The 15,528-nt window shown below is 35.8% G+C and carries 12 protein-coding genes and 1 pseudogene; 8 read left to right on the plus strand and 5 right to left on the minus strand.

The genetic code is table 11. The features are described from left to right. Positions 1 to 131 precede the first annotated feature (131 nt). Entirely contained in the window at positions 132 to 1,391 is a 1,260-nt protein-coding gene (locus tag CG11_RS25795) for a multidrug effflux MFS transporter (protein ID WP_197043944.1), read from the plus strand. Here the strand turns inward: CG11_RS25795 and CG11_RS25800 are convergent. The 4 genes from CG11_RS25800 to surE all read right to left on the minus strand — a co-directional run bounded on the left by CG11_RS25800 (position 1,388) and on the right by surE (position 4,592). Further along, positions 1,388 to 2,140, minus strand: coding sequence for a hypothetical protein (locus tag CG11_RS25800; RefSeq protein WP_052599849.1), 753 nt, complete (start codon positions 2,138 to 2,140; stop codon positions 1,388 to 1,390). The two genes, CG11_RS25795 and CG11_RS25800, sit on opposite strands and share 4 nt — an antisense overlap. A 130-nt stretch (positions 2,141 to 2,270) precedes the next feature. Continuing rightward, positions 2,271 to 3,260, minus strand: coding sequence for a porphobilinogen synthase (gene hemB / locus CG11_RS25805; protein ID WP_052599850.1), 990 nt, complete (start codon positions 3,258 to 3,260; stop codon positions 2,271 to 2,273). Between the two features lie 113 nt (positions 3,261 to 3,373). Then, positions 3,374 to 3,682, minus strand: a complete 309-nt coding sequence (locus tag CG11_RS25810; RefSeq protein ID WP_052599851.1) for a hypothetical protein — start codon at positions 3,680 to 3,682, stop codon at positions 3,374 to 3,376. Positions 3,683 to 3,815: 133 nt separating this feature from the next. Next, entirely contained in the window at positions 3,816 to 4,592 is a 777-nt protein-coding gene (gene surE / locus CG11_RS25815; RefSeq protein ID WP_052599852.1) for a 5'/3'-nucleotidase SurE, read from the minus strand. Positions 4,593 to 4,954: 362 nt separating this feature from the next. On the opposite strand from surE, the gene CG11_RS25820 reads away from it, so the two are divergent. The 6 genes from CG11_RS25820 (at position 4,955) to CG11_RS25840 (ending at position 9,037) form a co-directional block, all read left to right on the plus strand. Continuing rightward, on the plus strand, positions 4,955 to 5,824 hold the full coding sequence (locus CG11_RS25820; RefSeq protein ID WP_081909658.1) for a DUF6089 family protein: 870 nt from the start codon (positions 4,955 to 4,957) through the stop codon (positions 5,822 to 5,824). Between the two features lie 28 nt (positions 5,825 to 5,852). Then, entirely contained in the window at positions 5,853 to 6,710 is an 858-nt protein-coding gene (locus CG11_RS25825) for an endonuclease/exonuclease/phosphatase family protein (RefSeq protein ID WP_052599855.1), read from the plus strand. A gap of 76 nt (positions 6,711 to 6,786) precedes the next feature. After that, positions 6,787 to 7,341 carry an STM3941 family protein gene (locus CG11_RS25830; protein WP_052599857.1) on the plus strand — a complete coding sequence of 185 codons (555 nt, stop codon included), beginning with the start codon at positions 6,787 to 6,789 and terminating at the stop codon, positions 7,339 to 7,341. A gap of 160 nt (positions 7,342 to 7,501) precedes the next feature. Continuing rightward, entirely contained in the window at positions 7,502 to 7,906 is a 405-nt protein-coding gene (locus tag CG11_RS25835) for a hypothetical protein (RefSeq protein WP_052599859.1), read from the plus strand. Beyond that, positions 7,907 to 8,041 carry a hypothetical protein gene (locus CG11_RS30970; protein WP_255351977.1) on the plus strand — a complete coding sequence of 45 codons (135 nt, stop codon included), beginning with the start codon at positions 7,907 to 7,909 and terminating at the stop codon, positions 8,039 to 8,041. Positions 8,042 to 8,152: 111 nt separating this feature from the next. Next, positions 8,153 to 9,037 carry an HNH endonuclease gene (locus CG11_RS25840; RefSeq protein WP_052599860.1) on the plus strand — a complete coding sequence of 295 codons (885 nt, stop codon included), beginning with the start codon at positions 8,153 to 8,155 and terminating at the stop codon, positions 9,035 to 9,037. Between the two features lie 176 nt (positions 9,038 to 9,213). On the opposite strand, the gene CG11_RS25845 is transcribed toward CG11_RS25840, so the two are convergent. Continuing rightward, positions 9,214 to 10,509 carry a DEAD/DEAH box helicase gene (locus tag CG11_RS25845; protein ID WP_052599862.1) on the minus strand — a complete coding sequence of 432 codons (1,296 nt, stop codon included), beginning with the start codon at positions 10,507 to 10,509 and terminating at the stop codon, positions 9,214 to 9,216. A 1,114-nt stretch (positions 10,510 to 11,623) separates the two neighbouring features. Here CG11_RS25845 and CG11_RS25850 point away from each other — a divergent pair. Beyond that, positions 11,624 to 15,528, plus strand: a pseudogene (locus CG11_RS25850) (hypothetical protein); the annotation flags it as partial.

Raw genomic sequence — 15,528 nt, forward strand, 5'->3', positions numbered from 1 at the left:
AAAATAAAGAGCATATTCCAAACTTTATTCAATTGAATAGTGTTTCTTCCATATCTTTCAGTAGTCGGTTCAAAACATGCTGTAACAGCGTAACTAACTACTAAATCTTTATAACAAACAAAATAATTTTAGTGGAATCTCAAATAACAACCGAACAAAAAACAGCAAAATCCTCAACTATCCCTAACACAACTCAAAAAATGAATTTTGGAGAGTTTATAGTTTTAATGGCCATGATGATGTCGTTGACAGCGTTGTCTATAGATGCCATGCTTCCTGCTTTATCTACTATAGGAGCCGATTTGGGCGTCACCAATCCTAATAGCAATCAACTAACCATATCTGCCTTGTTTTTTGGTCTAGCAATAGGGCAATTGATATATGGACCTATTTCGGATAGTACTGGTCGAAAACTTCCTTTGTATGGAGGATTAATCATTTTTGTGATAGGAAGTTTGATCTCTATTTGGGCAACCAATTTGACAACAATGATTATCGGAAGAGGCATACAAGGTTTGGGCTTGGCTAGCCCAAGAACGGTGAGCTTAGCAATGATCAGAGATCAATTCAAAGGTCGAGAAATGGCAAAAGTAATGTCTTTTGTTATGATGATTTTTATTTTAGTTCCAACCGTAGCACCAGGAGTAGGGCAATTGATTCTATTAGTGGCAAGTTGGAAAGCCATTTTTATATTTATTATGGCAATGGCTTTACTTATTTTGCTTTGGTTTGGTAGTAGAATGCACGAAACATTAGCCGTTGAAAATCGAATTCCTTTTTCATTCAAACGAATAGGAAGTTCATTGATAGAGATTTTTTCGAGCAAAGTAGCCTTAGGATATACCATTACAGCAGGATTGGTTTCGAGCGCTTTTATTGGGTTTCTCAATTCAGCACAGCAGATCTTTCAAGACCAGTATCATTTGGGCGATCAGTTTCCAATTTACTTTGGCATATTGGCGATGTCTATTGGTTTTGCCTCTTTTTTTAATAGCAAAATGGTGATGCGTTATGGCTCGCAAATGATGGTGAAAACAGCGATTAGTACTTTAGTTTTGATTGCAATAACTTTTGCGATTCTTGTGCCTAATTTAGGGACAGCAATGCCCTTATGGTTGACAATGGTTTATTTGATAACAACCTTGTTTTGCATCGGGATTCTTTTTGGAAACCTAAACAGCATGGCAATGGAACCTTTGGGGCATATTGCGGGAATAGGCTCAGCTATTGTTGGATCAGTATCTACCTTCGTAGCAGTTGTTATTGGAACCTTGATTGGGTTGCGTTATGATGGAACTCTTTTGCCAATTATTCATGGCTTTATGCTGTCAGGAGGATTAAGTTTGATTTTAATCTTTGCCGTAAGCTCCTTTCAAGAGAAAGCAACTTAATCCGTTTCAGAAGGAATGACCAAACCGCTTTTTTTTATATTATTGAGTAATTTTTTATGAGTGTCTTCACTCATAAAAGGAGCGTAAATAGGGCGGTAAGGAAAATCGTTTGCTATGAGTTGTTGTAAGTCTTCATTTTGGACGGGTGTTCTTTGAAAATGACTCTGTTTTACAATGTTTAAATAGCTGTTTTCACGATGTATTAAATGTACCTCTTCAGAAGCATTTTTGTATTCGTACTTGTCGTAATAACTACGTGTTAGAATATCTAATTGATGGTTGTTATCTAAATCAAGTATCCAGCTTTGAGTTGCGCCACTGCCACCTTCGGCTTGATAGTCGTGTGCTAATAAAATGCTTTCCCTGATGGTTTGTGTTGAGGTATTGTAAATGAGATTGTATATTGTGTTGGATTGCATTTCTTGATCGTATACCCTAAGTATTAACCCTTCAATTTGAGGTGCAATGGAATATCGAAAAATGGCAAAGTAATCATTGGTATGATCGACTTTAAGTACCTTTTTTAGAAGGGGAGGAGGGTTTATTTTCTTTCCTTTGAATGGATAACTACTATTAGAAGAATAGGAGGCTGTTGCTTGTAAGCCATCTGTGTATAAGTGTAATAATTCAAATTTAATAGAGTCAAAATTTTGGTAGAAGTTTGAAAGTTGTTTCTTTGTTTGAGCAAATAAAATATTAGTGTTCAACAAAATGAATAGAGCGAATAAAAAAGGCTTAAAATGAGTCATGATTGTTATAGTATACTAGGTCACTTACCAAGATTGGGAAAAAATTGAGCCAATAAAAAAAAGAATAAATACCATACCAAGTACTTATTCTTTCTCTTAAATGTTTTCTTTTGAACGTTTGCAGCAACAATTAACCTTTAAAACCTTTTCCTTGTACTAACATTTCAGCGTAAGCTTTGGCAAAATAGGTCAAAATAACATCGGCACCTGCTCGTTTGATAGACATCAACATTTCTGGCATGGCTTTGTCAAAGTCTAACCAACCATTTTGACAAGCAGCAATCAACATCGCACACTCTCCACTAACATTGTAGGCGGCAATAGGAACATCTGCATTTTCTTTTAACAAATGAATAATATCTAAGTAGGGCAAGGCTGGCTTAACCATTAGATAATCGGCTCCTTCTTGCATGTCTAACTGAGCTTCTAGCAGAGCTTCTTGCTTGTTAGCAGGATTCATTTGATAGGTTTTTTTATCACCAGCTTTTGGAGCAGAATCCAGTGCATCTCTAAATGGACCATAAAAAGCAGAGGCATATTTGGCGGTGTACGACATGATGGAAACATTCGTAAAGCCTGCATCGTCCAAAGCTTCCCGCATAAAACCTATTCGTCCGTCCATCATATCGGAAGGACCTAAAATATCTGCTCCAGCTTGTGCTTGTGCCACAGACATTTTAGCTAAAATAGGTAGTGTTTCATCGTTCATAATTTCTCCATTCAAAACAAAACCATCGTGCCCATCAGAGCTATAAGGATCCATTGCTACATCTGTCATGATACAGCATTCTGGAAATGTTTGTTTGAGTGTATAAATAGCATGGAGGTAAAAATTATCTTCAGCATAGCTATAACTAGCGATGTTGTCTTTTAGATGTTCTTCTACCGCAGGAAACAAAACAAAGGTTGTAATTCCAAGTTTTAGACACGCTTCTACTTCAGGAATAAGTTGGTCCAAAGACCATCGGTAATTTCCAGGCAAAGAAGGAACTTCTTGCTTGATGTTTTTACCATCGTACAAAAAAAGTGGATAAATTAATTGTCCTGCGTGTAAATGGGTTTCTTGTGCATGAAAACGTACTGCTGCGCTTTTTCTATTTCTTCTTGGTCGAATGTACATATTTAAAAGATGTAGATTTTGTATGTTATGGAATTACTTTGACACAAACCTACTTTTTTTAGACAAAAGCAGGAAATTGTAAGATTCATAATCTAGTCAAAAAAAGCCTATCGTTAGAGAAAATTATCTTTGAAGTAAAAGAACCAAATAAAGCAATAGATGATTGTTGGTACCATAATTCCTCGAATGAATTCTTCTAGGTAGCGTTTGTTGGCAAAATAAGTAGGAATTAAGTTGCAACAAAAAGCCATGAGTACCAAAGTACTTGTTTTAAATCCTGTCCAAAGAAAATGATCATTGCCTGTTATATTAACAGACTCAGAACTAACTAAAGATTGGTCAAAGAGATAAATAATAGGAAAAGCAATCAATGGAATTACGATTCCTACCATAAGCCCATTAATAAATTTATTTTTTAACATAGATAATGTGTTTTTGTAAGGTATGTTCTGCAAAATTTGTTACTTGCAGAACTCCAGTTTGTAATTTGCAGACAATGAATTGTTGTTAAGTTATAATACGAAATTTTAACTTCGTTACAAGAAACAGCAAAAACTACAAATTGCCAAAGTGTTCTAAACTAGGTAAAGCTTGATGATGTGTCAAATCATGCATAACAGGAACAATAGAAACATAGCCATTTTCTAAGGCCCAAATGTCAGAATCTTCCCCTTCATCTTCGTAGACATACTTGCCTGTCAACCAGTAGTAAGCACGTCCCATTGGATCCATTCCTTTTTGGAAGTCTTCTGACCAATATCCTTTTGCTTGACGACAAATGCGAGTGCCTTTGATGGCTTCTAAAGGCAATTTAGGAATGTTGACATTCAATAGCAAGGTCTCGCCCAATCCTTCTGACAATGCTTTGGATACAATTTGTTCTACAAAGTGTTTGGCTGCTGTAAAATCAGCATTGGCTGCAAAATCTAATAAAGAAAAACCAATGGCAGGAATTCCTTCCATAGATGCTTCCATTGCTGCTGACATGGTACCTGAATAAATGACATTGGTAGAGGCATTAGAACCATGGTTGATGCCCGAAAGACAGAGATCTATGTCTTGATCTTTTAGGACAACATTTTTAGCCAACTTGATGCAATCAACAGGAGTACCAGTACATTCATAGGCCTGAACATTGGGACCAAAAATATCAGAACTGTGAATACGGATAGGGTCTTCAATGGTAATGGAATGCCCTTGTGCAGATTGCGGGCTGTCTGGCGCTACTACGACTACATTGCCAAATTTTTGGGCAACTTCGACTAAATTTCTGATGCCAAGTGCTGTAATACCATCGTCGTTAGAGATTAAAATGGTTGGTTTCTTTTCCATAGGAAGTTTGTTGTGTTTTGTGTATTATTTTGTAATCTGTTTTGTGCGTAAAGTTATAAAATCAAATGAAATCGACTTTATCTTTGTTGGCTTTTATAGGAATAAAAACACTTAAATTAACGTTGTAGTTTTGTGAAAAGGAAATAGCTGCCTCTGGAAGGTGATGTTATGTTGTTCAGAGGAAACTTATATCCTTGGCTTGAGTGCTGTTAGCATGGTTTTAGTAGATGATTAAAACATCGAAAGTATAAAAAGTAAACTAAAAACCATTGCTTTAAAGTGTAAGGAACTATCTTTGCAAGCTTTTGATACAACAGTATCTTGGATCAATAATTACCAAACACAAATACAAACACAAATACATGAAAGTAGTTTTACTATCTTTATTCTTATTGATAACAACATTAAGAATGAATGCCCAATATGGCGAAGTTGGCGTTCTAATGGGAGTAAGCAATTATTTAGGAGATTTAGTTCCTCCACAAGAATATTTTTTAGGAACCAGTTTTGCGCTTGGGGCAACGTATCAATATAACTTTACCGATCGGATTTCTGTTCGGGGAAACCTTATTTGGGGGCAGATTAGGGGAGATGATAGAAATTCTAGTTATGATTCTGGTCGTAGACAGCGAAATTTAAATTTCCATTCTCATATTTTAGAATTTTCTGCTTTGGCACAGGTCAATATTTTACCGTTTCATCCTCAACGAAATTTTAAACCTATTACCCCCTTTGTATTTGCGGGTATTGGCGTTTTTCATTTTAACCCTACCACGGTTTACAAATCAACAAAACATTATTTGCAACCCTTGGGGACAGAGGGGCAAGGAATGGAAGGCTATGGTCCCAAGTATAGTTTGGTAGAGGTGGCTATTCCGTTTGGTTGCGGGATTAAATTTTGTGTAAGCAAACGGTTCAATTTTACCTTTGAATTTGGGTTAAGAAAAACTTTTACAGACTATTTGGATGATGTTAGTGGCGATTATGTGCCCTTAGATGAATTGAGAAATGGCAATGGTCTTTTGGCAGCAAATTTATCGAATAGAAGCTATGATGAGTCTGGAAATCAGATAGAAAAAGCATACACGCCGAGAGGAAGTTCTGGAAAAGATTGGTATACATTTATGGGCGTTTCTGTTACTTATAGTTTGCATAAATATATTTATTTTGAAAAAAAGAAAAAAAGAAAGAGAACAACACCTAAGAAAAAAAATTCTGGAAAGTGGATGTAAATTTTGTTTGTTGTGTCTGATTGGCATAATGGGAATAAAAACCAGCTTTGGACAAACAGATGCTTCTAACAAGGGAGTTGAGGTTCAAGTAGTATCTTGGAATATTCAAATGTTGCCCAATGCTTTAGGGATTTTTTCTAGTGCTTTGAGAAAAAAACAACGTATCCGAGCACCATGGATTATCGAGCATTGTTTAAATGCACCTTATGATGTGATTGTATTTCAAGAGGTATTTGATCGAGACATCAAACGCAAGTTAAAAAAGGGGCTAAAAGAAATGTATCCCTACCAAGTAGATACCCGTATTGAAAAAGGGCGGTTAACCAGTAATGGAATTTTTATCGTAAGCAAAATTCCAATGAAATATATCGACCATGTTATTTATGCAAAAGGAGCCCATGAAGATGCTTGGGCTGCTAAGGGATGTACGTTGGTAGAGGTCGAAAAAGAAGGTTTTTTGTTTCAAATTGCAGGAACGCACCTTCAATCTGGCGGTTCCACTGCTGCTGAAAAGTTTAGAGCATTACAATACCAAGATATTCGAACTTTGTTAGACAAGCATGCTAATGAAAAGGTTCCCGTGTTGGTTATGGGAGATATGAATACCCGAAAATCTAATGCCCCTAAATACACTCAAATGATAGAAACAATCGGAGTGAAGGATTACCCTTTGAATGAGGAAGAACCGTATACAATTGACAATAAAAATTCTTGGAACACTCATAGTCAGGGTATTCAGTTGGATTATGTCTTATTGCAAGCGAGGGCAACACAAACGAATATTTATGAACAAAAAGTGTTGAGACTTAAAGCCGAGCACAAAGGGAAGCAAATTGATTTAGCAGATCATTATGGTATTGTGGCAACGGTAGAACTATTACCTTGATAAATGCGTTGCTTTAAATGTCAACTGATCTCATAGAATTCAGTTGTATTATATTTAATAGCTAATTGTCTACTTCATGGAAATTTTTGCCCTAAACTTTTATAGAAAAAAGAATAGCAATTTACTCTATATCCTACTTTTTGGATTTCTAACAGCTCTACTTGCCTATATAGGGATTACTCAGGAAACCAAAAATATTCTAGGAATCATTATAATTGCTGGGATGTTTTTTGGCGGCTTTTGTTTGTTTTTTTTGTATATGGCTTTGGATAATAGACCATTGGTAGCAATAAACGAAAACGGATTAAAAGCAATATACCATCAACCTAGCTTTATAAAATGGGAGGATATTAAAGAAGTGTTTGAACAAACAACGTCAGGACAATATTCAAACGATACATTTATTTGTTTAAATCTTAAGAATAAGCGTTTGCTGGAAAGACAAAACCTCTATTACAAAATTTGTACGTGGATAAATACTAAAACAGGTTTTGGTGAGATAAATATTTGGGGAAGTATTTTAAAGTTTTCTTCCCAAGAGCTTCTATTTATTTTGTCTTATTTAGCAACAGAAAAGGATGTGAAAAAACGTAGAAAATTTATCAATTCTTATAAAATGAAGGTTTTTTAAGAAAAGGTTTCAATAGATAATACTCCGTTGATTTTTTAGTTTTTCTACGAAAAACGTAAAAAAGCATCTTGCATTAGTTTGATTATCAGTCTTTTAGTATAAAAGCCAAGAAAAGTGCATCTTGCTGATAATCAAACTAATACGATTTTTCAACGGAGTAATGAATAGAGTAAAAATGGATTTAACGATTAAATTGAAAGAACTAGATAAGGCAGGAGATAATGAAGCAATAAAAAATATTTTATCTCAAGAACTAAAACGGAATGCTCGAAATTTGGAGCTGTTGGATTTTTGGATGACCTACATGGAGGATTATGATATAATACAAAAATATGCAAAAGACTATATTGGTTTAATATATGAACATCAAGATGAATTTCCAGAAGCGTATCAAGCTAGGTTATATGCATTGTTGGGCACATTAACAGAAGTGTATGATTCGCCTCAAATTGCTTGGGAGACTTTAGTTGAGGGGCTTGTTCGTTTTCCCAATTCTAGTGAAATCATTGAAAAAATTGAATCTATTTTTAGTTGCCCTTCTGATGCGCCAGAGCCTTCCGATTAGATGGAAATACTCGGCAAACTAGTTGCACAAGGAGAATTTCCCAAAGATACCTTTGAATATTTATTGTTAATTTGCGATGATCCAGAATTTCCAGAATTATTTAACCTTGCCAAAAAAAATGCCTTTGGTCAATAGAGCTTCTGTATATATTTTCAGTTGTCTTTCATGTAAATCGAAAACTTTGAAATCTAATCTACTATATCTAACTTTTTTTCTTATATTTAAAGAGAATTCAAAAACTTTGAAATGAGAGATGATTTTCCAGAAAAAGTAAAACGAGCATTAGCAGAAAGAGTAGCTCATAAATGTTCCAATCCTAACTGTTTAAAAATCACAATTGGTCCAAATTCCATTGCCACAAAATCTACAAAAGTTGGGATTGCAGCTCACATTACTGCTGCTGCAAAAGGAGGACCTAGATTCGATGAAAAACTTACTCCAAAGGAGCGAAAAGATATTTCAAATGGAATTTGGCTTTGTGGGAATTGTGCTAAACTTATAGATACTGATGTAGAAAAATATCCTAAACGACTCCTAATATCTTGGAAAGAAGATGCTGAATTAAAAGCTAGTCTTGTTCTTTCTTCTAATAAAATATTTGACAGTAAAAAATGGTTTACTTATAATGAAATTGAATACCAATCTAAATTAGAATTAAGATGGGCGATTTTTTTTGAAATAATGGGTTGGAAATTTACATATAAGCCATTTGAAACAGAGTATTGGAATCCTTCTTTTAAAATCTCAACGCATCAACCAAATTCATCCTTTCTTGTGGATGTAGGAATGAAAGGTGAATTTACTAGAGAAAAAAGAATAAATATTGGTTTCGCTACTAACTTCTCAAAAGGTATACTTATGGTTTTTGAAGACCCTTTTTTAAAAAATTCTGAAAATGAATATGGAGTCAATAACATTATTGGGATTTCTTCTCTTCCTGGGAAAATAAAAAATCATGAAAACAAAATAGACTTTGAATTTTGTACAGCTGTAGTTTCAGATATGTATGGGAAAACAGATGTAGTTAATCTCTGTGAAGAACATATTGATTCTGATTTCCCATTTAGAATACCAGACTTATATTCAAAATACTGGGTTAAAGCTACAAATATGTCTAATCGAGTAGAATAAAAAATAGAAGACAATAAGGCATATGCTGCCATGCCACAAAAAAGTCCATTTTTGACGATTAATGGTGAGAGTATCTATTTTGCATTTATTAGTATAATTAATACGATTTACTGCGTGTGTGCTTTGCTTTTAACTAACTGGGCTGCTACTGTGTGGTTTTAATGGAGTAATGATAATTATTGTTCCCTCAAATAAGTAGCCAATAATTTTTCTAGCAATTCTTCTTTAGATAAATGTTGCAGTTCCTCCTTAAAAGCTTGTTTGTTGGCTTGATCTAGTAAATCTCCTAAGGGTTTTTCTTTGGCAATTTTTCTTCCCCACAAAATCGCCTTGTTGACCAATTGATCCTTGACAGAAGGAAGAGGCAGGTAGTTGATAGATAGCTTAAGTTCTTGTTCTATTAATTGTAATTTAGCTTTCTCTTCAGGAAAAATAAAAGTAAGGCTAGTCCCTTTGTTTCCTGTTCTCGAGGTACGCCCACTTCGATGTGTATAAGCAATAGCCGTGTCAGGCAAATGATATTGAATAACAAAAGAAACGTTTTCTACATCTAAACCTCTAGCAGCCACATCGGTTGCAATTAAGAGATTGATATGACCATTTCTATATTGATCCATGATTTTGTTTCGCAAACCTTGTGGTAAATCACCGTGCACAGCACCACAAGAAAATTTGTTGGCAGAGAGTTGTTTGTAAAGTTTTTGTACGCCTGATTTTGTGCGGCAAAAAATGGTGCCTTTTTGATTGCCAAAGCGTGTCAAATAATACAGCAAAGTATTTAATTTGTCGATTGCTTTTAATTCTACTGCCCAGTGCTGAATGCTGCTATTGGTTGTTATATGTTTATCAATACTAATTTTTTTTAGTGTTTTGTGGAGGTATTTTTTTATCAAACCATTGATTTCATTAGGCATAGTTGCAGAAAAAAGCCAAGTAGAGTATTGGCGGTCGGTAGTTGCCAATATTCGGTCAATATCATTTTGAAAACCTCTTAATAACATTTCATCGGCTTCGTCAAAAACAACGAATTTTAAGGTAGATAAATAAATAACCCTTCGATTGACTAAATCCATCAGTCGACCAGGAGTTGCAACCAAAACTTGTACCCCATTGCTCAATTCGTGTACTTGACTTTTTAGGGAGGAGCCCCCATAAATAGCTTTAATTTTTAGATTAGGAATGTATTTGCCTAGGGCTATCAGTTCGTTGCCAATTTGTTCACAAAGTTCTCTAGTAGGAACCAAAACTACTGCTTGAATTTTTCCTTCATTGGTATTAATCCTAGACAACAGAGGTGCTCCAAAAGCGTATGTTTTACCAGTTCCAGTCGCCGAACGCCCCACAAAATCTCCTTGATGTTCTAATAGAATAGGAATTGCTTTGGCTTGAATTTCTGTAGGTTGGTCAATACCTTTTTCTTGTAACATTTGAATAATCTGCGGAGATAGATTAGAAGAAGAAAAACGTTTCATATTGTATGCTTGCTTTTTAGTATTGATGACAGGTTTTTAATCAGAGATATATTCTGATCTGGTATAAAATAGAAGCTTTTGTCTGGACAGTGCAGCTAAATAATGTTGCCTAAAACTTGCAATTAATATAAAATTAATGTATATTATTAGGATGACAAAAGGTAGATGCAAAAAGAGTAGCACAAAAATAGAAATGAATACCGAACATAATTATTTTTAGTGATCAATCAACCATAACAAAATAAAATAGTGACTCTAGATTTTACAACTAGTTTCTTTTTTGAATTTTGCAAGTGCTAGAGATTTGATAAAAGTAGACAAAATTAATGACTACTGTATCATTTTATTAATACTCTGTTGGTTTTTAGTTTTTCTACGAACCCGCAGGCGCACGAAGTAAAAACATAAAAAAGTATCTTGCATTAGTTTAGCTTTGTTACTTCCTTCGGTCGTGAGCTCGCACAGCTCGGTTCGCTGCTACTTCGTGGTACTGTGTGAGGGCTTCGCCGCTGATTATTAGTCTTTTAGTATAAAGATTGGTAGGATGTATCTTTCTGATAATTAAGTTAATATGATTTTCGACGGAGTAATGATTTTATAGGATGTTGTTTCTATTTTTATAAAACCTCAAAATACGATATTAGGATACTTTTCCAGTACCCTATATTGATTCCTTGCAAAAGGGAGTACTTTATTACACTATATCAATCACACATTTAGCTTACTTCACAACACTAATATTCTTAAAATACCTGTATTGAATTAGTTAAGAAAGAACAGTTGACACTGCTTAACGATCGATCAAATTTGTTAGAACATCTTTTATAAATGTTCTTGAAGCAACAATCATTTTTAGAATATTAGAAGTTAATTCTCATAAGATGGAGCCTACTATAATCTTTTGCTCCAATATTTAGGTCAATTATAATTTGGACAAGAACCTCTGCTTGACAATGACAATTGGAATTAACTATTTTTTCCGCATAAATTAACAGGTATAATTTTTATATAACAATATTATTTATTATTATATGTGATAATATTTTATATTATTATTGATGATGAATTATATTTTAACTAAGGGAATAATTTTTACAGAGAAAAAAAGAAAATTATGAAAAAAAAGATACACTTTATTGTAGTACATTATAAGGTAATGATGTTGTGCCTTTGTTTTTTTCTTTTGTTTGAGAATCAAAATTTGAGAGCAGAAGGAACATCAGCTGTGATGCCCAACAATACTAATGGCACCGCATTATTTGTGCGATTTGATCTTGGTATGGGACCATATAGAGGCGCTATTTCAGAAAATATTCTAAAAATAAGCATCAACGATCATACTGTAGAAAACCTTTATTTGGGACTCAATGCTTGGGAACGAATTACCAACCAACCTGTCACAGATGGTTTTTATAGAATTGTAGATCCGCTTGGGGTAGAGGTAGTTCCTCCCACACCAATCCCTGTAGCTGGACCAGGATTTATTGCAACCTATGCACAAGCGGTAGCAGGTCCCAATGTAAATGGGCTCAACCCAGCGGGATATCCTCCTATTGTTTTTAATCCAACTGTCAATGGAGATTATCGAGTAGAGTTGTACCGAAGTACTGATGGAGGAGCTACTACAGTAGTGGGGGGAGCCCCTAGCGAAATGTTTTTTCCCTACTTTGATTTTACCGTAGCGGAGGCAAACAATACCGTTTATTCAGGGCGATTGCATTGTCAACGGTGGTCTTTCATTACTTATGATCCAGCCGATCCTGCATTTGCACCCAATTCCGCTTTTTCTTACGAAGGAGATTATTATGCATATACTGCCGACAGTTCAGTTTTGAGGGTTAATTTTGAGCCAGGTTTTAGACCATTGGGGTATATCTTAGCAATGAATAAGTATGGAATTAGGAATACAGGTAACTTTGCTGTAGATAGAGTTAGTGAATATACAGGTGCTGCGGCTCCACCATTAACTAATGGATATGAAGTTTTTTTGACAGTGCCAGATACCAATATATTTGCTGTCGCTCCTCCTTCTAGTGCGCCAGTTATTCCTAGCAAAATTTATGGTTGTCCAGGCAATTATTTTATTCCCTTGTTTGTTCCTGATCCAGGGGATATTGCGATACTATTAGATTTAAACGGAACAGCTGGTTTTCAAGCTGGAACAGCCGATCGAATTATAGAAATTTATGACTTAACGTCAGGCAATCATGTAATCAATTGGAATGGATTAGATGGTTTAGGAGCTCCAGTCAATGGCAATATTAGCTTTAATATTACAGTCACACTGTTTAGAGGACGAACCAATATACCAATGCATGATGCAGAAGTAAATATCAATGGTTTTTCTGTAACAGCAATTTTTCCTTCCTTGGGTACCAGAAAATTATATTGGGACGATGCTACTGTGGCTGATTTTGGAACTTGTGGTGTCGAAGCTACCGACAATATCACAGGAATAGGAGTAGCTACAACAAATATGCTAGAGGGGGCGGCAGGCCCTACACATGCGTGGAATGGTGGAGCAACATTTGCCGTTCCTGGACCTACTTCAGGAAATGGAACAACTACAGCTCCTTTGTGCGATGATTTTGGAAATGCGAGAACAATCAATACTTGGTTTTGGTCTTATGATGTATCTTCTATCCCTTTTGCTAGAACGACGCCTAACTGTGATTTGGATGGTGATGGTATCGCTGATGATATAGACATTGATGATGATAATGATGGTATTTTGGATCTGATAGAACATCCCATAGACCCTTTACTAGATTTGGATGGTGATGGCATTCCTGATTATTTAGATCCTAATTTCCCAGGATTTGTGGATGCTAATATGGATGGTGTCAATGATAACTTTGATGCCGATGGAGATGCTGTTATCAATTCCTTTGATTTAGATGCCGATAACGATGGTATTGCCGATTTAGTAGAAGCTGGTGGGGTTGATACGGATGGAAATGGACTAATAGATATCACTACAGACTCTGACGGAGATGGATTGATGGATGTATATGATGACGAGTTTACCTATCCATCTAGAGTTCCGATAACAACAGGAACCATACAATACAATGCAGCCGATGATTGTCAAACTGTTGCTGCACCTACCCATAATATTGTTTTTAATTCTGGCAATATAGATGCAAGTTCTGATGTGTTTCTTGTATTTGATCTAGAAGGAGATTATGGGGCAGATTTTGAGGCGTTTACTGTAACAGGAGAAGAAGGAGTAAGTATTGGCGGTGTTTTTAATAGACAAAATTCTAATAATCCTGCTTATGTAGATTGTGATGTTAATGGAATGCAATTCATCATTACAATAACCCAAGCAAATTGGAATAGATGGAATGATGATAATGTTGTCAATCTAACGATTCAAGCCAATGCAGATGTCAACCTGTGTACCAATGTTTCATGTATTAGAAATGTGAGAGCCTTGCACAATTTCCAAATGATGAATTGTAATAGAATTCCTTCTCCTTCACATGTTATAGAAGTTAACTCTGGAACCGTTGATGTCACTAGTCCTGTTAATTTTACGTTCACATTGCAAGGTGATTATGGAGCAGATTTTGAACAATTTACATTGGCAGGAGAAGGAGGAACGCCAATTGGAGGCACTTTTAATCGTCAAAATTCAGACAATCCTACTTATACCGATTGCTCTAGTCCAGGGATGAACTTTACAGTTACAATCCCACAAGCTGATTGGAACCTTTGGAATGATGATGGAATTATCACAATCACTTTACAAGCCAATGCAGATGTAAACTTTTGCGACTTTACTTCTTGTATTAGTAACTTAAACTTTTTTATCCCAACGGCTTCTCTAGGAGTAGATATTGCTAATAATAATACAGACAATGACTTGCTGCCAGATTTCTTAGATGTAGATTCTGATAACGATGGCATTCCAGATGTGGTAGAAACAGGGGGAACAGATATTAATGGAGATGGTCGTGTTGATAATTATGCAGATTCGGATGATGATGGTTGGAATGATATTGTTGACGGTGATGTAGGAAATGATGGTAATTCTGAAAATCTTGCCAATGTATTGGTTATTACCAATGGAGATGGTAATGCCGATGGAATTCCCGATAGTTATCCAAATAAAGATGCCGATAAAGATGGCTTATTAAATCACTTAGACTTAGATGCGGATAACGATGGTGTTCCAGATGTGGTAGAAGCTGGTGGAACCGATGTGAATGGAGATGGACGTGCAGATAATTATGCCGATGCGGATGGTGACGGCTTTAATGATGTGGTCGATGGTGATCCAACCAATGAATTAACATTAGGAACAGATATAAATGGAGCGAATACAGCAAATGCACTGGTACAAACAGGCGTAGATGGGAACAGTGACGGAGTTCCAGATTCATACCCTACTGGAGATACAGATCGAGATGGCTTATTGAATCATCTGGACTTAGATGCAGACAATGATGGCATTCCAGATGTAGTAGAGGCTGGTGGTACTGATGTAAATGGTGATGGTCGTGCTGATAGTTATGCCGACAGCGATAACGATGGTTTTAATGATGTGGTCGATGGTGATCCAACGAATGTATTGGCTTTAGCAGATGATAGTAACGGCTCTAATACTGGCAATGCATTATTAGTGACAGGGGCAGATGGTGATAATAATGGAACTCCTGATACTTATCCAAACGATGATTTAGACGGTGATGGCATTTTAAATATGCTTGATTTAGATGCGGACAACGATGGTATTTTGGATATCGAAGAAGCAGGCGGAACGGATGCGAATAGAGATGGTCAAGAAGATGCTTATGTGGATGCGGATGGAGATGGCTTTAATGATGTAGTAGATGGCGATCCAACCAATGCATTGGCAGCAGGAACCGATACGAATGGAGCGAATAGTGCCAATGCGACTACTCGAACAGGAGCTGATACCGATGGTGACGGTGCACCGAATAGCTATCCAAATGACAACCAAGATGGTGATAACAATTATAATTTCTTGGACATAGATGCGGACAATGATGG

The organism is Aureispira sp. CCB-QB1 (assembly GCF_000724545.1).
In the GTDB taxonomy this organism is placed as follows: domain Bacteria; phylum Bacteroidota; class Bacteroidia; order Chitinophagales; family Saprospiraceae; genus Aureispira.